21 protein-coding genes are annotated in these 23,385 nt (G+C 40.2%); 1 reads left to right on the forward strand and 20 read right to left on the reverse strand.

The annotated features are described in order from the left end of the window. Positions 1-31 precede the first annotated feature (31 nt). The 12 genes from BM350_RS20925 to BM350_RS20980 all read right to left on the reverse strand — a co-directional run bounded on the left by BM350_RS20925 (position 32) and on the right by BM350_RS20980 (position 12,232). The gene (locus BM350_RS20925; RefSeq protein WP_090917935.1) at positions 32-1,075 is read right to left on the reverse strand and encodes an L-threonylcarbamoyladenylate synthase; all 1,044 of its coding nucleotides are present in this window, start codon (positions 1,073-1,075) and stop codon (positions 32-34) included. Between the two features lie 106 nt (positions 1,076-1,181). Next, a complete protein-coding gene (locus BM350_RS20930; protein WP_090917937.1) occupies positions 1,182-1,640 on the reverse strand; it encodes a GNAT family N-acetyltransferase in 459 nt (152 codons plus the stop codon). A 53-nt stretch (positions 1,641-1,693) separates the two neighbouring features. Beyond that, a complete protein-coding gene (spoIIR, locus tag BM350_RS20935) occupies positions 1,694-2,527 on the reverse strand; it encodes a stage II sporulation protein R (protein ID WP_090917939.1) in 834 nt (277 codons plus the stop codon). Between the two features lie 423 nt (positions 2,528-2,950). Next, a complete protein-coding gene (gene prmC, locus BM350_RS20940; RefSeq protein WP_090917941.1) occupies positions 2,951-3,799 on the reverse strand; it encodes a peptide chain release factor N(5)-glutamine methyltransferase in 849 nt (282 codons plus the stop codon). After that, entirely contained in the window at positions 3,799-4,866 is a 1,068-nt protein-coding gene (prfA, locus tag BM350_RS20945; protein ID WP_139207720.1) for a peptide chain release factor 1, read from the reverse strand. The genes prmC and prfA overlap by 1 nt, the downstream gene beginning before the upstream one ends. A gap of 391 nt (positions 4,867-5,257) precedes the next feature. Continuing rightward, on the reverse strand, positions 5,258-5,842 hold the full coding sequence (locus BM350_RS20950; protein WP_090917945.1) for a thymidine kinase: 585 nt from the start codon (positions 5,840-5,842) through the stop codon (positions 5,258-5,260). Positions 5,843-6,147: 305 nt separating this feature from the next. Then, on the reverse strand, positions 6,148-6,393 hold the full coding sequence (locus tag BM350_RS20955) for a type B 50S ribosomal protein L31 (RefSeq protein ID WP_034635411.1): 246 nt from the start codon (positions 6,391-6,393) through the stop codon (positions 6,148-6,150). A gap of 141 nt (positions 6,394-6,534) precedes the next feature. After that, complete coding sequence (rho, locus tag BM350_RS20960) at positions 6,535-7,806, reverse strand: transcription termination factor Rho (RefSeq protein WP_020059786.1); 1,272 nt, start codon at positions 7,804-7,806, stop codon at positions 6,535-6,537. Positions 7,807-8,187: 381 nt separating this feature from the next. Further along, the gene (gene glpX, locus BM350_RS20965; RefSeq protein ID WP_090917947.1) at positions 8,188-9,153 is read right to left on the reverse strand and encodes a class II fructose-bisphosphatase; all 966 of its coding nucleotides are present in this window, start codon (positions 9,151-9,153) and stop codon (positions 8,188-8,190) included. Positions 9,154-9,243: 90 nt separating this feature from the next. Then, positions 9,244-10,533, reverse strand: coding sequence for a UDP-N-acetylglucosamine 1-carboxyvinyltransferase (locus tag BM350_RS20970; protein ID WP_090917948.1), 1,290 nt, complete (start codon positions 10,531-10,533; stop codon positions 9,244-9,246). Between the two features lie 261 nt (positions 10,534-10,794). After that, positions 10,795-11,652, reverse strand: a complete 858-nt coding sequence (locus tag BM350_RS20975) for a class II fructose-bisphosphate aldolase (RefSeq protein WP_090917950.1) — start codon at positions 11,650-11,652, stop codon at positions 10,795-10,797. Positions 11,653-11,863: 211 nt separating this feature from the next. Further along, positions 11,864-12,232: a response regulator gene (locus BM350_RS20980; protein WP_090917952.1), complete on the reverse strand. Its 369-nt coding sequence runs from the start codon at positions 12,230-12,232 to the stop codon at positions 11,864-11,866. A 191-nt stretch (positions 12,233-12,423) separates the two neighbouring features. Between BM350_RS20980 and BM350_RS20985 the strand changes: the two genes are divergently transcribed. Further along, complete coding sequence (locus BM350_RS20985; protein WP_090917954.1) at positions 12,424-12,951, forward strand: DUF2529 domain-containing protein; 528 nt, start codon at positions 12,424-12,426, stop codon at positions 12,949-12,951. Positions 12,952-12,989: 38 nt separating this feature from the next. On the opposite strand, the gene pyrG is transcribed toward BM350_RS20985, so the two are convergent. From pyrG to BM350_RS21025, 8 genes are all read right to left on the reverse strand, one after another. Continuing rightward, positions 12,990-14,597 carry a CTP synthase gene (gene pyrG, locus BM350_RS20990; RefSeq protein ID WP_090917957.1) on the reverse strand — a complete coding sequence of 536 codons (1,608 nt, stop codon included), beginning with the start codon at positions 14,595-14,597 and terminating at the stop codon, positions 12,990-12,992. Between the two features lie 256 nt (positions 14,598-14,853). Further along, positions 14,854-15,384, reverse strand: coding sequence for a DNA-directed RNA polymerase subunit delta (rpoE, locus tag BM350_RS20995; RefSeq protein ID WP_090917959.1), 531 nt, complete (start codon positions 15,382-15,384; stop codon positions 14,854-14,856). A gap of 149 nt (positions 15,385-15,533) precedes the next feature. Further along, positions 15,534-16,175, reverse strand: coding sequence for a TetR/AcrR family transcriptional regulator (locus BM350_RS21000; protein ID WP_090917961.1), 642 nt, complete (start codon positions 16,173-16,175; stop codon positions 15,534-15,536). Positions 16,176-16,420: 245 nt separating this feature from the next. Beyond that, positions 16,421-17,560 (reverse strand): acyl-CoA dehydrogenase AcdA, encoded by a 1,140-nt coding sequence (gene acdA, locus BM350_RS21005; RefSeq protein WP_090917964.1) that lies wholly within the window; start codon positions 17,558-17,560, stop codon positions 16,421-16,423. A 13-nt stretch (positions 17,561-17,573) separates the two neighbouring features. After that, positions 17,574-18,704 (reverse strand): acyl-CoA dehydrogenase, encoded by a 1,131-nt coding sequence (locus tag BM350_RS21010; RefSeq protein ID WP_090917966.1) that lies wholly within the window; start codon positions 18,702-18,704, stop codon positions 17,574-17,576. Between the two features lie 76 nt (positions 18,705-18,780). Next, complete coding sequence (locus BM350_RS21015) at positions 18,781-19,632, reverse strand: 3-hydroxybutyryl-CoA dehydrogenase (RefSeq protein ID WP_090917968.1); 852 nt, start codon at positions 19,630-19,632, stop codon at positions 18,781-18,783. 18 nt (positions 19,633-19,650) lie between these two features. Next, positions 19,651-20,847, reverse strand: coding sequence for an acetyl-CoA C-acetyltransferase (locus tag BM350_RS21020; RefSeq protein ID WP_244548055.1), 1,197 nt, complete (start codon positions 20,845-20,847; stop codon positions 19,651-19,653). Between the two features lie 108 nt (positions 20,848-20,955). Beyond that, positions 20,956-23,064, reverse strand: coding sequence for a (Fe-S)-binding protein (locus BM350_RS21025; RefSeq protein WP_090917995.1), 2,109 nt, complete (start codon positions 23,062-23,064; stop codon positions 20,956-20,958). Positions 23,065-23,385 lie beyond the last annotated feature (321 nt).

A 23,385-nucleotide genomic window follows, 5' to 3' on the forward strand; every position in this document is an offset into this window, starting at 1 on the left:
CACAATATGCACGTTCGAGGAGAGATAGAATTTATTTTTCGAAGATGATTTGGTGACCTGCCGCTTTTGTTAAACGATTCATGATGGCACTACCAATCCCTTCACTTGGGAACGACTCACTAAAAATAATATCGACACCACTTGCATCAAATGTACGCAATACATCATAAAGCTTTGTCGCAACGGTTGCTAAATCACTGCGTTTTCCACAAGAGAGAACAACGTCTGCTTTATATACATGCTCATATTCCTCTGTTGTTAATACACCTACTTTATAACCTTCTTGCTTTTTATTATCCACAAGTTGCTGAATAAATGTACGCGATCCCTCAACAATACTAAGCGGGGCTTTCGGTGCATAATGTGTATATTTCATCCCCGGCGATTTTGGTTTTTCCGTTGCATCTTTTAATGCTGGATCTAATAAAACAGGACCAATCACTTCTTCTAGTTGCTCTTTTGTAATACCGCCTGGGCGCAAAATTGTCGGTATTTCACTCGTACAATCTACTACAGTAGACTCAACACCGACACCAGTTGCCCCGCCATCAACGATACCAGCAATTTTTCCGTCTAAATCTTCATATACATGAGAAGCAAGAGTTGGGCTAGGACGCCCAGAACGATTCGCACTTGGGGCTGCTACCGGTACACTCGCTGCTTCAATAAGTGCTAATGCTACCGGATGATCCGGCATACGAACTGCCACGGTCTGTAATCCAGCCGTTACTTTTTCAGAAATCCCTTCTTTTTTCGGGAAAACAAGTGTTAAAGGTCCTGGCCAAAAATGCTTCATTAACACATTTGCAACTGGCGGAACATGAGCCACAATACCATTTAATTGTTCTTCCGTACCAATATGTACAATAAGCGGATTATCGCTTGGTCTTCCTTTTGCTTCAAAAATTTTTGCAACAGCCTCATCACTTAATGCATTCGCACCAAGTCCGTACACTGTTTCAGTCGGAAACGCTACTGCTTCATTTTCTCGTAATAAATGCGCTGCTTCTTGTAATTGTGGATAATCTTTTTTTATTTCCACAACATTATCCACAGTCCACATTTTTGTATTCATTTTTTCCACGTCCTTTTCTGCCATGAAATGCTTGTTATTTATAGTTTACTATGAAATTTATCCAAAAGCCAAATAAGGTTTATCCACAAAATGTGGATAAATCCATTTAATCAGTGGATAACTTTGTGAATAGCTGACAATTTAGTATAATTACATTTGGTTGATTTACATTTTTACAAAAATGTTCTAATGTCTGTATTTCTTTTGATACAACATCCTTTTCCACAGTTTCAAATTGAAAAAACTTAAATATTGTAACAGACTGTGGACTATTCGTGAGTAAATATAATTGTTCAATACTTTTCTCTTTCATATACTGCAAAAACGTTTCGAAAAAATGTAAGAACGTAGCTTTATCCACAGTAGGTGTGAATAAACACGAACGAAGAAGCGCATCACTTCCAACTCGCTCATATCCAACAGCCGCTTGAATTTGCCCTTCTTCTTCTAATATCATAAAATTCCTATATAATCGATCCAGACGTTCTTCCTTTATATGAGCTTGTCCAAAAAAGGTTTCCAGTCTTTCTACATCTGTTTTTGTAGCAAAGCGTATTTGCTTCATACATAAATCCCTCCCCATACTTTTATATATGAGGAAGGGTTATCTTTTAGAACTTATTTTGAAAATAAAGATGTAAATGCTTCCACGATAAACAATTTAACCTCTGGCTTTTCTTCCATTTCTTCTACTACCTTCACTTGCTCTTCTTTTTGAATAGTACGCGGTTCTTCTTGCTTTACTTCTTCTTGTTCTCGTAATTCTTTCTCGGCACGGTTTTCTCGCACAGACTCTACTTTCACGTTTTGTTTAGGTGCGATGTTTGTCCCTTTCTTAGCTTTAAGAGATTGTTTTACTTCTTCTTTTACAATTTCCTTTTGCAAATTATTTTCTTCTACATCCACCTCGTCAATTGTTTCTGCCTTTACCACACGCTCTTCTCGTTTCACTGCTGTACCGCTAGAGAAATCTAAGAAACACATTGGAGGAAATAGTACACACCACCAATTTGCTCCTTCACCTTTCCCAATTGTCACAAGTACTGCTTCATACTCTCCAGCTGGATAAATAAAATTCCCATATACTTTCGTCGGAAATTTTATATGTTTATTAAACCGAACTGTAAAAGTGTCCTTACTACCTTCTCGTTTTAACGTGTTTGCAACTGTTTGTTCAAGTTCTGGGATGCGGCCTTGGATGATACGACGTGCGTCTTCAAATGATTTTAAATCTTCCACCCAACCATCGATTTGCGCTTTCACTTCATCACGCACTTTACGTTTTAACTCTTGATCTTCCTTCGAATCACTATTAGCCAAAATACGTAATCGAATCGCTTCTTTCGGAATCACGACAGGTTCCTTTGCATCAACTTTCATATATCCAAAATACGCAATCATTTGCGCACCGATTAATAATAAAAGTAAGTAAGCAATCGCTTGTTTTTTCATCTTATCTCCACCGCCCCTTCAGTAAAACAGTGTAGACAAGTTTTTTTCTTTCTAAACTACTAAATTCAGAATCTATTCGTTTTTTAGGTGATTATATAAATATAAATTGAAAAACGAGCAAAAAACCCTTTTCTTTTTAGATGGGTGAGAGCGTCTGGCCATGCATAGCAGCGGCTTTTATGTAGAAAAATTAAAATATACTTATATATAAATACAGATTGAAAAATCCTTTTCCTGCTACGGGTCAAAGAAAACCGACTCAAAAGGGATGTAGATTTCTTTGGGAGGTTAATTCCTTCTTACATGCCCATTGATATATCGGCGATTTGATACAACATAAAGATCCTTCAACAATGTTCGACATGCTTGATACACTAAAGGGAGCTGACAAAAGTCCATTTTCAGGTCAGCTCCAAATTAAAATTACATTTCGGCAAAGACCATACGATCTTTCCCATTAATATCAAAGACCACTTCCACATGTGCATGTGGGAATGTTTCTTTCAATAAAGCACGCACATCTTCACCTTGTCCTACGCCCACTTCAAAAGCAACAATCGCCTCTTCTTGCAGCACCTTTGGCAATTCCTCCATAAAGCGTCTATAGAAATCAAGTCCATCTTGACCACCAACAAGCGCACGCTTTGGCTCATGCTCTTTCACTAAAGAAGAAAGCCCTCTCCAATCCTCTTCTGGAATATAAGGTGGATTTGACACAACGACATCTAGTTTTTGCTTCGTTTCCTGGAATGGCGACAATAAATCACCGTGATAGAACGTTACATTCGCCTCAAGTTCTGCCGCATTTTTCCGCGCCACTTCAATTGATTCCGTGGCAATATCGACTGTGTATACATGTAAATGCGGATTTTCTAAAGCCAGAGTAATGGAAATTGCACCGCTGCCAGTACCAATGTCCGCCACATGGATGTGTTTATTCCCAAATTTACGGCGAATACGTGTTAACACCCCTAGCACAAGCTCTTCTGTTTCCGGCCTTGGAATTAGCACTTCTTCATTAACGAAAAATGAACGTCCATAAAACATTTCATATCCAATTAAATACTGAACAGGTATGCCCTCTACATGCTTGTGGATAAAGTCTGCAAAAGTGCGCTCTTGTTCTGCCGTTAATTCTTCACGCATGTTCATCATCAAACCTGTTCGATTCGTCTTTAATACATGACAAAGGACAATTTCTCCCGCATTTTCATCACGTCCATGTTCACGTAAAAAAGAAGAAGCCCATTTCAGGGCTTCATAGACACGCATTACTCAGCTGCCTCCATCTTTTGCGCCTGATCTTCCATCACTAAGGCGTTGATGAAATCATCTAACTTACCTTGTAAGATTTGATCTAGCTTTTGAATCGTTAAACCGATTCGATGGTCTGTAACACGGTTTTGCGGGAAGTTGTACGTACGAATACGCTCAGAACGGTCTCCCGTACCAACAGCTTGTTTACGGTTTTGATCGTACTCAGCTTGTGCTTCTTGTCTAAACTTATCATAAACACGTGCACGTAATACTTTCATTGCTTTTTCTTTATTCTTAATTTGGGACTTTTCATCCTGACAAGAAACAACTACACCAGTCGGTAAATGCGTTAAACGTACCGCTGACATCGTTGTATTAACACTTTGTCCACCAGGGCCACTAGAAGCAAACGTATCAACACGAACATCTTTTTCATGAATATCGATTTCTACTTCTTCTGCTTCTGGTAATACAGCTACAGTTGCTGTAGAAGTATGGATACGTCCGCCAGATTCTGTTTCGGGAACACGTTGCACACGGTGTGCACCATTTTCAAATTTCAATTTTGCGAAAGCGCCTTTACCGTTGATCATAAAGATAATCTCTTTATATCCACCTAGTTCTGTGTAACTCGCTTCAATAATTTCTGTTTTCCAGCCTTGAACCTCTGCATAACGGCTATACATACGGTATAAGTCACCAGCAAATAAAGCAGCCTCATCGCCACCAGCAGCCCCACGAACCTCAACGATAACGTTTTTATCATCATTCGGGTCCTTTGGAACAAGTAAAATTTTCAGACGCTCTGATAATTCCTTCTCTTGTCCCTCTAGCTCAGAAACTTCTTCTTTTACCATTTCACGCATGTCAGCATCTAACTTCTCTTCTAACATCGCTTTTGCATCTCTTAATTGTTCACGAACATCTTTATACTCACGGTACACCTCTACCGTTTCTTGCATATCAGATTGTTCCTTTGAATATTCACGCAGTTTATTCGGATCACTAATAACCTCTGGATCACTTAGAAACTCGTTTAACTTTTCATAACGATCTTCTACAGCTTGCAAACGATCTAACACACCATTCACCTCAACATCCTAGTCTCTAATACACATAGTATATGGTACATAACAAAAAAAACGCAAATTATATTTTAAAAGTGGAGCCGACTGTTTAGGCCCGGTTACTAAGGTTCTTGCTCGCAGAAGATGCTCTTTATCTTCTCGCGGGCAAGGTTCTTAGACGCAAGGGCCTAGGAGGCGGAACTAGATATCCCCTTAAAAGCGCAGGCGGCTCGCTCAGAATGGGAGGAGGATGGAGCTTCTGACGTAGAGGCGCTCTTTGCCTCGTAGGAAGAAGCGAAGCCACCGACCATTCTTGCCGCCGGAACTAGATATCAACCTAAAAGCGCAGGCGGCTCACTTAGCCACCGCGCATTTTCTAAAAAAACCCGCCTTATGTAGCGAGTTTTTATCTCTGTTTAATTGGTACAGCATGACAATGACGACAACGTGGTTCATATGATTCTGATGCACCTACTAAAATAATTGGATCATCAAAAGACGCTGGTTCCCCATCGATTAAACGTTGCGTACGACTTGCAGGAGATCCGCATTCAGCACATACTGCTTGCAGTTTTGTTACATGCTCCGCAATTGCCATAAGCTGAGGAACTTGTCCAAATGGTAGACCACGGAAATCTTGGTCTAAACCAGCAACAATTACACGATAGCCGCGGTTTGCCAATTCTTGCACCACTTCCACAATGTCCCCATCAAAAAATTGCACTTCATCAATTGCTATAACATCAATATCTTCCGTTACGTGCTCAAACATATCTTTTGAAGCCGCAACAGGAACTGCTCTTACTTTCAATCCATTATGCGACACAACATCTTCTTCACTATAACGATTATCAATGCACGGTTTAAATACAATCACGTTTTGCTTGGCGAATTGCGTACGGCGCACACGGCGGATGAGCTCTTCTGATTTCCCCGAGAACATGCTTCCACAAATCACTTCAAGCCAACCGTGTTGATTTATTAAGTACATAAAAGCTCCTCCTTTCACCTATATGAACCCATTTTGATTTTTCGACATATAGATTGCTGCTATGCAGGTAAAAAGGAGCCTTCTACTTTCTTTCTCCCTTTGTTTGAACTTCGCATGTGGCAGTAAAAGGCCCTGACCGCTTCTATGCATGGCCAGATGCTCTCGCCCACCTAAAAAAGATGGTTTTATGTCGTTTTTTAATTTAGATTTACCTACTTATTCTTACTCTAAGTAGGTAAAGGTTTATATTTTCGCAAAAAAAACAGACAAGCGGATATATACACTTGCCTGCTTTATGTTTGTTATTACTTAAGGCCGTATTTCTTGTTGAAGCGGTCAACACGTCCGTCTGCAGTAGCAAACTTCTGACGTCCTGTGTAGAATGGGTGAGAATCAGAACTGATCTCAACTTTTAGTAATGGATAAGTATTACCATCTTCCCACTCGATAGTTTCGTTAGAACCTTTTGTAGATCCGCTTAAGAATTTGAAGCCTGTGTTTGTATCCATAAATACAACTTTCTTGTAATCTGGATGGATTCCTGCTTTCATTCTTTTCATCTCCTTCCGCCCTGAATCATTTTCGAAACAGAGTTTTTTCATCGTTAGCTGCAATCACAACTATAGCGATGAAACGCACATGATGAAATTATAACAAGGCTATCTGCATTTTGCAACTACCTGTTTTTAGCATTACTTCATCGTGACATATCTCTTTGAATCTGCAGGGATATTTTGTAGAAATTCTTCATTTGTCTTTGTTTGACGTAGCTTACGCAAGAAGCTTTCTATGAAGTCTGGCGTATCTCTCATTGTTTTACGAATACCCCATAACTTGTCTAAATGTTCTTTTGGAATTAATAAATCTTCTTTACGTGTACCAGAACGACGAATATCAATAGCTGGGAAAATACGACGTTCCGCTAAAGAACGATCTAAATGAAGCTCCATATTTCCTGTTCCTTTGAACTCTTCATAAATAACGTCATCCATACGAGACCCTGTATCAACAAGAGCTGTTGCTAAAATTGTTAAACTACCGCCCTCTTCAATATTACGAGCCGCTCCGAAAAAGCGTTTCGGTCTATGGAATGCCGCTGGATCAATACCACCAGATAAAGTACGTCCGCTTGGCGGAATCACAAGGTTGTAAGCACGCGCTAAACGGGTAATACTATCCATTAAAATGATAACGTCTTTTTTATGTTCAACAAGACGCATCGCACGCTCTAGCACAAGCTCAGCTACTTTAATATGGTTTTCTGGGACTTCATCAAAAGTAGAACTTACAACATCACCTTTTACAGAACGCTCGATATCTGTTACTTCCTCTGGACGTTCGTCAATTAAAAGTACAATCAGTTCTGCTTCTGGATGATTTGTTGTAACGCTGTGCGCAATTTCTTTTAACAGTATTGTTTTACCAGCCTTTGGAGGCGCAACAATTAGACCACGTTGCCCAAACCCAACTGGTGCAATTAAATCCATGATGCGTGTTGATAATTTCTTCGTTTCCGTTTCCAATTTCATTTGACGATTTGGATATAACGGTGTTAACGCAGGGAAATGCACACGTTCTTTTGCCGATTCCGGATCATCTCCATTAACCGCTTCAACTTGCAGCAATCCAAAATAACGCTCATTTTCTTTCGGAGGTCGCACTTTACCAGAAACCTTATCTCCATTACGCAAATCAAAACGACGAATTTGCGAAGCTGAAATATAAATATCTTCAGAACTCGGAGAATAGTTGATTGGACGTAGGAATCCAAATCCTTCTGATTGAATAATTTCCAGTACACCTTCCATGAAAAAGAAACCTTCTTTTTCTGCTCGTGCTTTTAAAATTGCAAAAATTAGCTCTTTCTTCGTTAATTTGCTGTAATAAGAAATCTTAAATTCTTTTGCAAGTTCATATAACTCTTTTAACTTCATGTTCTCTAATGCTGAAATTGTTAAATTCATTCGGACACCACACTTTAATATTATTCTCTTTTTCATTGGGTAAAGGTAATTGCGGAAGGCTAATACATATAAAATGAAAGGCAATAAGTACAAGTAGAGTAATATTCACTATTGTAACCCTTTTACCTCATTTTAATCAATATGTTACGAGACAAATACAAGAAGCGAAGACAACAAAATTTGTCTTCGCTCTATCCATCACTTGCATACTTCTTATTTTATCTATACAGACAGCCATATTTCCATTTCATAAACATCTTCTGCCCGTGTTCAAAATTCTGCAAAGTCAAAGAAGATAGGTGAAGATGACTGCCCACAAGAGCACGATTGGTTATAATTTCCAGTAGCAAGGATGAAGAAAAATTCCCACTAATAGAAGTTTTATTTCATAACTAAATTTGGTTTTTTATTTAAACTGTGACGCCCGTCAACAAAGCGAACTGTTCCCGATTTCGCACGCATAACAAGGGAATGCGTTGTACCAGTACTTCCTTTAAATTGAACACCACGCAGTAATTCACCGTCCGTAACACCTGTTGCTGCAAAGATTGCATCATCACCTCTTACTAAATCTTCCATACGAAGAACGCGGTCGATATCACTAATCCCCATCTTTTTGCAGCGCTCTAATTCCGCTTCGTCTTGTGGAAGGAGCTTTCCTTGAATTTCTCCGCCTAAACATTTTAATGCCACGGCAGCTAAAACTCCCTCAGGTGCACCGCCAGATCCAAATAAAATATCAACACCTGTGCGATCAAACGCTGTGTTAATAGCACCAGCTACATCACCATCATTAATCAATTTAATGCGTGCTCCCGCTTTACGGATTTCCTCAATAATTGCCTGATGACGTGGTCTATTTAAAATAGTTGCTACAACATCTTCAATATCTTTATTTTTTGCTCTCGCAACAGCACGTAAGTTATCAATAACTGGTGCATTAATATCAATAGCACCAACCGCTTCTGGGCCAACCGCAATTTTATCCATGTACATGTCAGGTGCATGTAGTAAGTTTCCATGGTCTGCTACTGCAATAACTGCTAATGCATTCCATCCTCCTGCTGCAACGATATTTGTTCCTTCTAATGGATCAACTGCTACGTCAACGCGCGGACCATATCCAGTTCCTAATTTTTCACCGATATATAGCATTGGCGCTTCGTCCATTTCCCCTTCACCAATTACTACAGTTCCTTTCATCGGCACTGTGTCAAATACATCGCGCATCGCTGAAGTTGCAGCTCCATCCGCTTCATCCTTCTTACCGCGTCCCATCCAACGTGCTGATGATAACGCTGCAGCCTCCGTTACACGTACTAATTCCATGGATAAACTTCTTTCCACTATAATCCCTCTCCTTTAAACCTTAATATTTCTCCCACAATTAACATTTAATACCTTTTACCTTATGTCGCTTTACCTATGCAAAGCTCTTTAGGCATTTTTCATCTGTTCAATCTCTTGGCTTGTCATTTTTTCACGCCAAATTTTCGCTCCAAGACCTCGGAGCTTGTCTTCTAAATTTTCATAGCCGCGATCAATATGTTCTAATCCCGTAACTTCTGTAACCCCTTCTGCCATTAAACCTGCAATAACAAGAGCAGCTCCGGCACGTAAGTCACTCGCTTTTACTTTAGCTCCTTGCATTAAAACAGGCCCTGTCACGATAGCAGAACGACCTTCTACTTTAATTTGCGCATTCATTCTTCTTAATTCATCTATATGTTTAAAACGCGCTCCGTAAATAGTATCCGTTACAACTGCCGTTCCACTTGCCTTCGTTAATAGCGTCGTAAACGGTTGCTGTAAGTCAGTTGGAAATCCTGGATATACGAGTGTTTTTACATCCACCATTTTTAGCTGACGGTCCCCATCTACCACAATTTGATCATCGTGTGTTTCTACTCTTACACCCATTTCTCGAAGCTTAGCCGTTATAGATTCTAAATGCTGCGGAATCACATTATCAATTACAACTTCACCGCCAGAAGCCGCACCCAAAATCATATACGTTCCAGCTTCAATGCGATCAGGAATAATAGAATGATAACAACCATGAAGCGATTCAACACCATCAATACGAATCACGTCTGTTCCTGCCCCTTTAATACGAGCTCCCATGCTTGTAAGAAGTGTTGCTACATCAATAATTTCTGGCTCTTTCGCTGCATTTTCAATGACTGTTCTACCTTTTGCGCGCACTGCAGCAAGCATAATATTAATTGTCGCGCCTACGCTAACAACATCTAAATAAATACGTGCTCCCCGCAGTTCATCTGCGCGTAAATATATTGCACCTTGCTCATTAGTTACTTGTGCTCCAAGCGCTTCAAAACCCTTAATATGTTGATCAATTGGCCTTGGTCCTAAATGACATCCACCAGGAAGTCCAATTACTGCTTGTTTAAAACGACCAAGCATTGCTCCCATTAAATAATAAGAGGCACGCAATTTTTTTACCTTTCCATTTGGAAGAGGCATTGCTACCATTTTCGAAGGATCAATTGTCATTTCTTCGTCTGGATGATATGTGACAGATCCACCAATTTCCTCCAATAAATCACCGAGTATTTTCACATCAGAAATATTAGGTACACCACCGATTGTAACTGGTGTATCTGCTAAAATGGTCGCAGGAATAAGCGCGACAGCACTATTTTTTGCGCCGCTCACACGAATCGAACCATGTAAGGGCACACCGCCTTCAATTAGCAACTTATCCATCTCAAACCCCCTTCTTGTGAATTCATTCCCCGATCTAATCCCTATTTAAACGGGTAATTTCACTATTTCGGATACGTTTTTACACTTGCGAGTATGTCCATGCTATTTGTTTCCTTTATTTTTACACAATTACAAAAATATTTCTCTTTAAATGCCCTAACAAGTAGAAATTTGTCTATTCTATAAAATGTTCACGCTTTCATTATACAACGAAACGAAACCGTCTAAAAGGCTAGACGGTTTCTAAAGTCATTTTTAGAATTATGCTTGACCGTTAGAACCAAACTCACGGATTTTACCGATTACAGTCGCTTTAATTGCTTCACGGCCAGGTCCGATAAATTTACGAGGATCGTAAGCTTCTTGGTCTTTATTTAATACTTCACGAACCGCTTTTGTAAACTCGATTTGGTTTTCTGTGTTTACGTTGATTTTAGAAGTACCTAAAGAGATAGCTTTTTTGATGTCAGCTGTTGGGATACCAGTACCACCGTGAAGTACTAAAGGTACACCAGTTAAGTCACGAACTTCTTCCATTTCTTTGAATCCTAAGTTAGGCTCACCTTTGTAAGGACCATGTACAGAACCTAATGCTGGAGCAAGGCAGTCAATACCTGTTGCAGCTACTAGTTCCTTACATTCCTCTGGATTAGCGTAGATAACACCTTCAGCTACTACGTCGTCTTCTTGTCCGCCAACTGTACCAAGCTCAGCTTCTACAGATACGTTACGAGCATGTGCATATTCTACTACTTTTTTAGTAGTTTCAATATTTTCTTCAAATGGATGGTGGGAAGCATCGATCATTACAGATGTGAAACCTGCATCAATTGCTTCTTTACATTTTTCGAAGCTTGAACCATGATCAAGGTGAATCGCAACAGGAACAGTGATGTTCATTTCTTCGATTAAAGCTTTAACCATAGCTACAACCGTTTTGAAGCCAGTCATATGACGAGCTGCACCTTCAGATACACCTAAAATTACAGGAGATTTTTCTTCTTCCGCAGCAGCTAAGATAGCTTGTGTCCACTCTAAGTTATTCATGTTGAATTGACCAACTGCGTATTGTCCTTCTAGCGCTTTGTTTAGCATTTCTTTCATGGAAACTAAAGGCATGGTAAATCCTCCTAAAAACGTTTTTTTGTATCCGATAAGTTCTTATCGGTGGTAGTATGACCACGATAAGGGAAAATATGTATAACCACATACCGGACTTTTTTCTACACTCCATAGGATACCAACTTGTACTCAAAAACTCAACCGCATTCACCTGCTCATCAGTTCATGAAAACGCTTTTTTTCATACTTTTTAATAAAAAATTCACGATTATGCTTGTACAGCGATTTCTTTTCGCACGGCTCCCCGAATTTCATCAATATCAAACGGCTTTGCAAAGTGCATTAACGCACCGAGTTCTTTTGCTTCTTGAATCATATCTAATTCACCATAAGCCGTCATTAAAATCACTTTAATATCTTGATTAATTTCTTTCACATGTTTTAAAATTTCAATTCCGTCCATACCCGGGATTTTCATATCTAAAATAACTAAATCCGGACAATCTTTTTTCACAATATCAAGGGCTTGAAAACCGTTTGCTGCTTGGAATGTTTCGTAACCTTCCTTTTGAAACACCTCATGTAATAAAACACGAATGCCGTATTGATCATCAACGATTAAAATTTTCCCTTCCATGCTCCCCAACCTTTCTATAATAAACGCATAATTTATATTTCTCGCATCTCTTTCGATTATTTTCGCTACATTTTATCAAATTCCTTCCTATTCTTTCTTATTTTACCGCTTCCTATTTCCTAGCGCTAGCACCGTTATGAATAAATAAGCTATAATGAAAGCCGGCAAGCATGCTAGAAAGGAGCATCACCATGTTTAAAATTTTTTCCACTCAGCTAGGTGGCTATTTCACAAAAATTGCTCAGAAAGAAGAAATGAATATAGAAGATAGCGCTCGTTTACTTGCACAAGCATTAGTCGGAGATGGGTACATTTATTTGCACGGTACGAAAGAGATGGAAGGTGTAATTTACGAAGCCCTATACGGAGCCGAGCCTATGCAAAATGCAAAACGTTTATTTGAAGACGGTAAACAAGCAGACGTAACCGCTGCCGATCGCGTACTACTTATTAGCCGTTTTTCCACAGATGAAGAGATTATTTCACTAGCAAAACATTTGCAGGAAAATGGTCATTTTATTGTTGGTATTTCAGCTGAACAAGAAGGCGAAATGTCATTAGAACAATTCACCGATGCACATATCGATACAAAACTTGTAAAACCATTAATTCCAGATGATGATGGCTCTCGTTATGGCTTTCCAAGTTTAATGACAGCTTTATTTGCATATCACGGATTAAAATTTACAATCGATGACATTATAAATGAATATGAGTAACAGAAAAAGGCGCCCTATAGTAGGACGCCTTTTTCTCATTACTTACCTTCTTTATTAATAATAGAAGCTTGTACGAAGTCATGGAACAACGGTTGTGGACGGTTTGGACGAGATACAAGTTCTGGGTGGAACTGTGCTGCCACGAACCAAGGATGTTCTTTTAATTCGATAATTTCTACTAAACGACCATCTGGGCTTGTACCAGAGAAGATGAACCCTGCATTTTCCATGTCTTGACGGAATTGGTTATTGAACTCATAACGATGACGATGACGTTCATATACAACCGGTTCGTTATACGCATTATAAGCATTTGTTTCTGGTGTAAGCTTACATGGGTATAAACCAAGACGAAGTGTACCACCTAAATCTTCGACATCTTTTTGTTCTGGTAATAAATCGATAATTGCGTAAGGTGTGTCAGGATTAATTTCAGAAGAGTTTGCACCTTCTAATCCTAATACGTTACGTGCAAATTCGATTGATGCAAGTTGCATTCCTAAGCAAATTCCTAAGAATGGAACTTTGTTTTCACGTGCATATTGAATTGCAGCGATTTTACCTTCAACGCCACGGTCCCCGAAACCACCTGGTACAAGAATACCGTCTGTATCGCCAACTAATTCTTTCACATTTTCTGCTGTTACGTGCTCAGCATTTACCCATTTCACTTCTACATCTGTATCAAATTTATAACCTGCATGACGAAGTGCTTCCACAACAGAAATGTATGCGTCTTGAAGCTCTACATATTTACCAACAAGAGCAATTTTTGTTTTCTTAGACAGATTGCGTACTTTTTCAACTAACGCATTCCATTCTGTCATATCTGCAGCTGGATTGTCTAATTTTAAATGATCACAAACAATTTGGTCCATGTTTTGCTCTTGAAGAGATAATGGAACTGCATATAATGTATCTGCATCGAGTGCTTCAATTACTGCTTTTGGATCAATATCGCAGAATAATGCTAGCTTATCTTTCATATCTTGAGAAACAGGAAGTTCTGTACGAACAACGATAATGTTCGGCTGAATACCTAAGCTGCGAAGTTCTTTAACACTGTGCTGCGTTGGTTTTGTTTTCATTTCACCCGCTGCTTTTAAGTACGGAATTAACGTACAGTGGATGTACATTACATTGTCACGGCCAATATCACTCTTAATTTGGCGAATTGCTTCTAAGAATGGTAAAGACTCAATGTCACCAACAGTTCCGCCGATTTCTGTAATTACAACGTCCGCATTTGTTTCACGGCCCGCACGGAATACGCGCTCTTTAATTTCGTTTGTAATGTGAGGAATAACTTGAACTGTTCCTCCTAAATATTCACCACGGCGCTCTTTTTGAAGAACAGAAGAGTAAATTTTACCTGTTGTTACGTTGCTGTATTTATTTAAGTTAATATCAATGAAACGCTCATAGTGACCAAGGTCTAAATCTGTTTCTGCACCATCGTCTGTTACGAATACCTCACCATGTTGGTATGGACTCATTGTCCCTGGGTCTACGTTAATATACGGGTCAAACTTTTGAATTGTTACATTTAAACCACGATTTTTTAATAGTCTTCCAAGGGATGCTGCTGTGATCCCCTTTCCTAGAGACGATACTACACCGCCTGTTACAAAAATATACTTAGTCATGAATGTACTCCCTTCCACTTTGCTGTTATATAATTACCGCTGCAAATCACAACGGATGTAGATAACACTTACCTTATCTTATTGTTAGACTCTTTCGTTTTTCTAAACAAAAAACAAAAAAGAAAATTGCTCCCTTTATCACAAAAAGTAATAAGTAGGGAGCAATTTTCTTTTATATTTACACGTAAAAGTTGTTATCGTCTTTTTTAAAGAGCCCAAAAATGATTCTACATGGACGATAATGAAAAGTCAAGAACTACAGCTCTTCCTCTTCTTCTTCTGATTCGTCGTATTCTAATTCATCTTCATCAACGAAGTCTTCATCATCATCATCTTCTTCTTCTTCTAAATCATCAAGATCATCATCTTCTTCAAGAAGTTCATCAAGATCTTCTACTTCTTCTTCTTCTTCTCCGAAGTCTTCATCATCTTCGAAGTCTTCATCATCACCGATGTAGTCATCTAATTCATCTTCTTCCACTTTACGTTTCTTCTTAGACTTCGGCTGAGGTAAAATTTCTTCATCAATTTGCTCGTATGGGTACCATCCACGTAGTCCCCAACGATTTTCTCCAAGATTGATAAAGCGCCCATCGATATTTAAATCTGTATAAAATTGTGCGATTCTCGCAGCAACTTGTTCTTCAGATAGTTCCAGTAATTGAGCAATTTCTTGAACTAGATCATGAAACGGTGTTGCTTGTTTTTTTTCCTCTAACAAGCTATGTACAACTTCGATCATGGACAATTCTTTTAGCTCTTCTGGTGAAAATTGCTTTAAATTCACTTGTGCGACACTTCCTTTCTTAAAATATATCCTAATTATATAAAGGCCTGTTCAAAAAAATCCATACTATTCATTATAAACAAAACTGCACCAAATATGCCACAAAAAAAATAGGGAATCATAAAGTGATTCCCTATGTATATTAAAGGTTATTTTCCTTTTTCGTTTTGAATCATATGAGCACCATTTAATACATAACAAATTTGCATCTCTGTATACTCTTCCAGAGTATACAGTTTCTGCAATGCCCAGCGACGAAATCCCCACATTTGTCCTTGAATAAAAATATTATGAGCAAGCAGTTGAATCTCTTTTTTTGTTAAAGTAAATACTTTATTTTGAACACATTGCTGCAAAATATCTTCGAACATCCCCACCATTTGAAATTCTTTCTCTAATACGTAAGGCAGCGATTCTTTTGGTAGAAAACGAACTTCTTGATACATAATAAGAACCTCTTCTTGTAATTCATCCATAACTTTAAAATAGTTTGTAATCGCTGCTTTTAAGCTATCAACATTTCCTTTTTCTCTGCACAACACTTGCTCTAAGCGCTCTTTTACATGTTCATAAATGCTATCGCACACTAAATAAAGTACATCATCTTTCGTTCTAATATATTCATAGAGCGTACCAATGCTAAAACCTGCCGCTTTTGCGATTTCTCTTGTTGTTGTACGAGGAAATCCTTTTTGTTTAAAGAGCTGCACAGCACCTTTAATCATTTGCTCACGCCGAAGTGCAATAAGTCTTTCATCTTTCACAGATGCTTGTACATTGCGCTTAACCATCTCCTTCACTCCTTTTTTCTCAATTTGCAGGAAGAAGCGTAGGATATTCCCTACGCTTCTCATAAAATGAAACTTCCATCAGTGAGGGGTCTTCATCCCCCACTGATAGAAAGCCCGCCCAATCGGGCACATGCCAGCAGTTATCCCCCACCTAGCTTCTTTAGAAAAGCGGAGGCAAAGCTGAACAACGCTTTTCTCTGCATCTTGAAGTGGGGGCTTACTACCCACGAATAGCGGGATAATTTCTACTTCGTTAACATACGTGAAATAACAAGGCGCTGAATTTCTTGTGTTCCTTCGTAAATTTGCGTAATCTTTGCATCACGCATAAAGCGTTCCACTGGATAATCTTTTGTATAACCGTATCCTCCAAATACTTGCACAGCCTCTGTTGTCACTTTCATTGCTGTATCTCCTGCAAATAATTTCGACATTGCTGATTCTTTTCCATACGGCAGACCTTCTGATTCAAGCCAAGCTGCTTGATATGTTAACAAACGCGCCGCCTCTACTCCAGTCGCCATATCCGCTAGTTTAAAGCCAATTCCTTGTTGCGCGGCAATTGGTTTCCCAAATTGATGGCGTTCCTTCGCATAATCAGCAGCAGCATCAAGTGCGCCTTGTGCGATACCAACCGCTTGCGCCGCAATACCATTACGGCCGCCATCTAATGTTTGCATTGCAATTTTAAATCCTTGCCCTTCCTCGCCAAGTAAGTTCTCAGCAGGAATGCGGCAGTCCTCAAATATAATCTCCGTTGTCGGTGAAGAACGAATACCAAGCTTGCTCTCTTTCTTCCCAACGGAAAATCCCGGTGTACTGCTTTCCACAATAAATGCACTTGTACCGCGCTGCTTTGATTCTGGGTCTGTCAGTGCAAATACAACATAAATATCCGCAATTCCGCCGTTTGTAATGAAAATTTTTGAACCGTTTAAAATATAATGATTACCATCACGCTTTGCTGTCGTCTTCATTCCACCAGCATCAGAGCCAGAACCCGGCTCCGTTAAGCCATAAGCACCTATTTTCTTTCCTTCTGCCATTGGGCGTAAATATTTCTGCTTTTGCTCCTCTGTACCAAATTTAAAAATTGGCCATCCTGCAAGCGATGTATGCGCCGATAACGTTACACCTGTAGATGCGCAAACGCGTGACAGCTCTTCTACCGCAATCACATAAGCCAAGTAATCGCTTCCAATTCCGCCGTACTCTTCAGGCCACGGAATACCAGTTAAACCTAGCTCCGCCATTTGATCAAACAAGGCGCGGTCAAAGCGTTCTTCTTCGTCGCGCTCCGCTGCCGTTGGTGCAACTTCATTTCTCGCAAAATCACGAACCATTTTCCGAATCATTTCGTGCTCTTCTGATAGTTTAAAATGCATCTCTATCTCCCCCTTAAAGCGCTCTACTAATAACTAAGCGCTGGATCTCGCTTGTTCCTTCATAAATCTCACATATTTTTGCATCGCGGAAGAAGCGCTCCGCAGGATAATCTTTTGTATAGCCATAACCGCCAAGCACCTGCACACCTTCAACAGCAACTTCTACTGCTGTTTTGGAAGCAAATAATTTTGCAATTGACGCTTCCTTCCCGCACGGTAAACCTTGTGCTCTTAATGATGCAGCGCGGTATACGAGCAGGCGAGCTGCCTCGACAGCTGTTGCCATATCCGCTAGCTTAAATCCTAATCCTTGCTGCGCAGCAATTGGTTTGCCAAATTGATGACGCTCTTTCGCATAATCAGTAGCACACTCCAGCGCTGCCTCAGCGATACCAAGTGACTGTGCCCCGATACCGATGCGACCAACATCTAAATTTGCCATCGCCACTTTAAAACCTTGACCTTCCTCGCCAAGCAAATTCTCAGCAGGAACTTTCATATCTTCAAACGTTAATTGCACGGTACGAGAGCCTAATAACCCCATTTTGTGCTCATCTTTTCCAACAATTAAACCCGGTGTATTTTTTTCAACAATAAATGCCGATATACCGCGCGTACCCGCATCTGGATTCGTAGAAGCAAAGACAATATATGTATCTGCCTCGCCGCCGTTTGTGATAAATACTTTCGAACCGTTAATAACATACTCATCACCTTGCCTAACTGCTCTTGATTTCAAGCTCCCAGCATCTGATCCCGCACTTGGCTCTGTTAATGCAAATGCCCCTAAATATTCACCAGCTGCCAACTTTGGAAGATATTTTTGTTTTTGCTCTTCTGTTCCAAAATATAAAATAGGATTCGTTCCAACAGAGGTATGTACCGCTAAAATCACCCCTACGGTAGCGCTTACTTTTGAAATTTCATGAATGGCTAAAATATACGAAATAAAATCCATTTCCGCTCCGCCGTATTTCGCTGGAATCGGTATCCCCATTAGTCCAAGCTCACCCATTTTCTTTAGGACTTCTCGAGGAAACACCCCTTGTTCCATAGTAGGAACAAAGGGAGCAATTTCCTTCCCGGCAAAGTCCCGAACCATTTTCCGCATCATTTGCTGCTCTTCTGTAAATTGAAAGTTCATCTGCTCCACCTCAAATTATTTTCTATTGTGATTGAACGATTTAGTAAGACCACTAGTACGCCGAAAGAAGTGTTTATTATTCATAAACGTAAAAACCGCGTCCTGTCTTACGTCCTAACCAGCCTGCGTTCACATATTTACGTAGGAGCGGGCATGGTCGATATTTGCTATCTCCCAATCCTTCATGCAGTACTTCCATAATGTATAAACACGTATCTAAACCGATAAAATCAGCAAGTGTCAACGGTCCCATCGGATGATTCATCCCAAGCTTCATAACTTCATCGATTGCTTCTTTCGTTGCCACGCCTTCATATAACGTATAAATTGCCTCATTAATCATTGGCAATAAAATACGGTTAGAAACAAACCCTGGAAAGTCATTTACTTCAACTGGGACTTTGCCGATTTTTTTTGTAATATCCTCAATCGTTTCATATACAGCGTCCTCTGTTGCTAAGCCGCGAATAATTTCGACAAGCTTCATAACCGGAACTGGATTCATAAAGTGCATACCGATGACTTTTTCTGGACGATTTGTAACAGCTGCAATTTCAGTAATTGGCAGCGAAGATGTATTTGTTGCCAAAATCGTATGCTCCGGTGCTAATTCATCTAAGTTCGTAAAAATTTGCTTTTTAATGTCCATTCTTTCCACAGCCGCTTCGATGACAAGGTCTGCTTCTTTTACACAATCTAGTGTAAGCGTTGCTGTCAGACGATTTAACGTTGCCTGCTTATCCTCTTCGCTCATGCGGCCCTTCTCAACTTGTCTAGATAAATTTTTCGTAATAATCCCAATTCCGCGGTCTAACTGCTCTTGTTTTAAATCTTGCATATATACGTCATACCCTGCCATCGCACACACCTGTGCAATTCCAGAACCCATTTGCCCCGAACCAATTACGACAATCTTTTGTACTGTCATGTTTATAACCCCCTTTTTTTACTGAACCTCAATCATGATTGCGTCGCCTTGACCACCGCCGCTGCAAATAGAAGCGATTCCGATTCCGCCGCCGCGCTGCTTCAATGCATGAATAAGAGTAACGATAATGCGCGCCCCGCTTGCTCCAATTGGATGCCCCATCGCAACCGCTCCGCCGTTTACGTTAATCTTCTCTGGATCAATGCCTGCAATATTTGCACTTGCAATTGCTACAGCAGCAAACGCTTCATTAATCTCAAATAAATCAATGTCTTCCACTTTCTTGCCTGTTTTCTTTAATAACTCGTTAATGGCATAGCCTGGTGTTCTTGGAAAATCCTTTGCTTCAACCGCAATTGCTGTATGCCCTAAAATCGTTGCAAGGGGTTTTCTTCCTTCCGCCTTCGCACGCTCTTCACTCATTAATACGAGCGCTGCTGCCCCATCATTTAAACCTGGTGCATTCCCAGCCGTAACCGCTGCATCCTTATCAAATACAGGTTTTAGCTTTGCTAATTTTTCAAGTGTTGTATCTTTGCGCGGTGCTTCGTCGTACGCTACGACTACCGGTTCTCCTTTTCGCTGCGGCACAGATACAGGGACAATTTCTTCTTCAAAGCGGCCTTCCTTTTGCGCTGCAGTCGCACGCATATGACTTCTGTACGCCCACTCGTCTTGCATTTCACGAGAAATACCGTCTTCTTTCGCAACATCGCCGCCGTACACACCCATATGTATGCCGGTAAATGAGCACGTTAAACCATCTGCCACATTTAAGTCGACAACTTCGTTATGCCCCATACGATATCCCCAGCGTGCGCCGCGTAAAATATATGGACTATTGCTCATCGATTCCATGCCGCCTGCTACAAGTAACGAATGATCGCCAGTACGAATAATTTGATCTGCTAACGTTACAGCACGAAGTCCGGATGCACAAACTTTATTCACTGTTTCTGTACGAGTCTCCCACGGAATCCCTGCCTCTCTAGCTGCCTGGCGAGATGGAATTTGCCCTTGTCCTCCTTGAATAACCGCTCCAAATACAACTTCTTCAATATCACTTGCTGCAACATTCGCGCGCTCTAATGCCGCTCCAATTGCAATTCCTCCAAGCTCCGTTGCCTTTACATCCTTTAAAGCTCCCCCAAACTTTCCAACAGGTGTTCTTGCAGCACTTAAAATTACTGTTCTTGTCAAAACATATTCCCCCATTTCTTTTTATTACGGCGTTGATTGAACGCTCGTTCAGTGCAGCTGTTGTGAGAAAGAGGTGCACGGTTTGCACCTCCTTTTATCTAAAGTTGTACGGATTCTTATATGTTACATTGCTTCTTTCTTCGGTCCGATGACAGAGCGCTCTAAAATCTCTGTTATATCAAGCGTTTGCACGCGCTCTTCTACTTCTTTCGCCTTCGTACCATCGCTGATCATCGTTAAGCAATACGGACAGCCCGTACCGATCATCGTCGGCGATGTAGCAAGTGCTTGTTCGGTACGTGCCACGTTAATACGCGAACCAGCAGTCTCTTCCATCCACATCAGACCGCCGCCAGCTCCGCAGCACATTCCTGTTTCGCGATTACGTTCCATTTCAACAAGCTTCACACCTGGAATCGCTTTTAAAATATTGCGCGGCGCTTCATATACTTCGTTATAACGTCCTAAATAACAAGAATCGTGATACGTAATCGTTTCTTCTACGCGGTGAACTGGCTTTAAGCGCCCTTCTTTCACCCACTGTGCTAACAATTCTGTATGATGATAGACTTCTGCTTGTAATCCAAAGTCCGGATACTCATTTTTAAACGTGTTATACGCATGCGGATCGATTGTCACAATCTTCTTTACGCCCGCTTTCTCGAACTCTTCAATATTCTTACTTGCCATCTCTTGGAAAACAAATTCATTTCCAAGGCGGCGCGGTGTATCTCCTGAGTTTTTCTCTTTATTTCCGAGGATCGCAAAGGAAATACCAGCTTCATTCATTAACTTCGCAAATGATAACGCAATTTTCTGGCTTCGGTTGTCATAAGATCCCATAGACCCTACCCAGAATAAATATTCAAACTCTTCGCCTGCTTTCGTTTTTTCTTTCACAGTTGGAATGGAAACTTCTTCTTCCATCGTACGCCACGTTTCACGCTCTTTACGATTTAATCCCCAAGGGTTTCCTTGACGCTCAATATTTGTCAGAGCACGCTGCGCCTCTGGATCCATTTTTCCTTCGGTTAAAACGAGGTAGCGACGTAAATCAATAATTTTATCAACGTGTTCGTTCATAACCGGACATTGATCCTCACAGTTACGGCACGTTGTACAAGCCCAAATTTCCGTTTCCGTAATGACATCGCCAATTAAACTTGGATTGTATGTGAGCGTTGCTGCCGATTCATGTTGTCCATCTCCAGCTGCCATCATCGCTAATTGGTTGCCTTTTGTATTGTTAAATGCAACGGTTGGTACCCACGGTGCGCGCGACGTTACTGCTGCACCTTTATCTGTTAAATGGTCACGCAATTTTAAAATTAAATCCATTGGCGACAGCATCTTACCAGTTCCTGTTGCCGGGCACATATTCGTGCAGCGGCCGCACTCTACGCATGCATATAAATCAATAAGCTGCGTTTGTTTGAAGTCTTCAATTTTCCCAACGCCAAACGTTTCTTGTGTTTCATCTTCAAAATCAATTTTTTCTAATTTCCCTGGGTTTGTTAAACGGCTAAAGTATACATTTGCTGGTCCTGCAATTAAATGCGCGTGTTTCGATTGTGGAACGTAAACTAAAAACGTTAACAAAATAAGTAGATGCATCCACCACGCAAAATAGAACAGGGCGATTGCAGCTGTTTCGCCAATCCCAGAAAATAAGTAAGCGATTGCAGAAGCGATCGGTTCACTCCATGATAATTCCTCGCCATGCCAAATGATGCCCATTCCATTACCAAGGAGAACAGATAACATTAAGCCGCCGATAAAAATTAAAACTAGCCCTGCTTTAAAGTTCCTCTTTAAACGAACAAGCTTCTCAATATACCTTCTATAAAAAGCCCAAAAGACTGCGATTAAAATGATAAGTGTGACGATTTCTTGGAAGAATGTAAATGCAGAATATAGTGGTCCAAGTGGAAGATGTGATCCTGGTGCTAAGCCTTTCCATATGAAGTCAATTGCTCCAAACTGGACAAGAATAAATCCGTAAAAAAACATAACGTGCATGATGCCGCTTTTTTTATCTTTGAGTAGCTTCTTTTGTCCGAAGACATTCCCTTTAATCAGATCCCATCTTTCTTTAAAGCGGCGATCAAACTCTACTTTCTTTCCTAATCGTATGTAGGTAATTCGTGTTCGTATAAGATACACAAATAAATATGCTGCATACGCTATGATGGCAATTGTCGCTAACCAATTTACAATTAATAAGCTATTCATAATTTCTGCCAACCCCTCTCCATGTAGTATGATTTTTATTTTCGAATCTTCGAAAATAAATAATTTTCTGAATTTGTTACCCCTACTCCCATTATATGATGAGTGAGCATTCAGTCAACAGTTTTTTGTTATACAACAATATATTTTTTCATAAAGCTTTTTATTTCGGTGAAACTATAAAGCGACGCTTCCATCAGTAGGGTTTTTTCATTCCCATTGATGATTAGTTGAATCAATTCAGCTCATGCCAATGCCAGTAGCCTTTGAATATTCAGGGGTGGGGATTACTGTCTTCGAATAGCAGGATAAAAATGAATATAG

It is taken from the genome of Bacillus sp. 103mf (assembly GCF_900116295.1).
Classification (GTDB): Bacteria; Bacillota; Bacilli; order Bacillales; family Bacillaceae_G; genus Bacillus_A; species Bacillus_A bruguierae.

Bases quoted from the DNA above. Each gene is read 5' to 3' on its own strand.
- BM350_RS20970 (WP_090917948.1), bottom strand. From the start codon at position 10,533: ATGGATAAGTTGCTAATTGAAGGCGGTGTGCCCTTACATGGTTCGATT.
- BM350_RS20955 (WP_034635411.1), bottom strand. From the start codon at position 6,393: ATGAAAGCAGGAATCCATCCAGATTACAAGAAAGTTGTATTTATGGAT.
- prmC (WP_090917941.1), bottom strand. From the start codon at position 3,799: ATGCGTGTCTATGAAGCCCTGAAATGGGCTTCTTCTTTTTTACGTGAA.
- BM350_RS21020 (WP_244548055.1), bottom strand. From the start codon at position 20,847: ATGGGGGAATATGTTTTGACAAGAACAGTAATTTTAAGTGCTGCAAGA.
- BM350_RS21010 (WP_090917966.1), bottom strand. From the start codon at position 18,704: ATGAACTTTCAATTTACAGAAGAGCAGCAAATGATGCGGAAAATGGTT.
- rho (WP_020059786.1), bottom strand. From the start codon at position 7,806: ATGAATTTAACAATTTCAGCATTAGAGAACATGAAGTTAAAAGAGTTA.
- BM350_RS21015 (WP_090917968.1), bottom strand. From the start codon at position 19,632: ATGACAGTACAAAAGATTGTCGTAATTGGTTCGGGGCAAATGGGTTCT.
- BM350_RS21025 (WP_090917995.1), bottom strand. From the start codon at position 23,064: ATGAATAGCTTATTAATTGTAAATTGGTTAGCGACAATTGCCATCATA.
- spoIIR (WP_090917939.1), bottom strand. From the start codon at position 2,527: ATGAAAAAACAAGCGATTGCTTACTTACTTTTATTATTAATCGGTGCG.
- BM350_RS20950 (WP_090917945.1), bottom strand. From the start codon at position 5,842: ATGTACTTAATAAATCAACACGGTTGGCTTGAAGTGATTTGTGGAAGC.
- BM350_RS20925 (WP_090917935.1), bottom strand. From the start codon at position 1,075: ATGAATACAAAAATGTGGACTGTGGATAATGTTGTGGAAATAAAAAAA.
- BM350_RS20980 (WP_090917952.1), bottom strand. From the start codon at position 12,232: ATGGAAGGGAAAATTTTAATCGTTGATGATCAATACGGCATTCGTGTT.
- BM350_RS20985 (WP_090917954.1), top strand. From the start codon at position 12,424: ATGTTTAAAATTTTTTCCACTCAGCTAGGTGGCTATTTCACAAAAATT.
- pyrG (WP_090917957.1), bottom strand. From the start codon at position 14,597: ATGACTAAGTATATTTTTGTAACAGGCGGTGTAGTATCGTCTCTAGGA.
- BM350_RS20975 (WP_090917950.1), bottom strand. From the start codon at position 11,652: ATGCCTTTAGTTTCCATGAAAGAAATGCTAAACAAAGCGCTAGAAGGA.
- acdA (WP_090917964.1), bottom strand. From the start codon at position 17,560: ATGCATTTTAAACTATCAGAAGAGCACGAAATGATTCGGAAAATGGTT.
- BM350_RS21000 (WP_090917961.1), bottom strand. From the start codon at position 16,175: ATGGTTAAGCGCAATGTACAAGCATCTGTGAAAGATGAAAGACTTATT.
- BM350_RS20930 (WP_090917937.1), bottom strand. From the start codon at position 1,640: ATGAAGCAAATACGCTTTGCTACAAAAACAGATGTAGAAAGACTGGAA.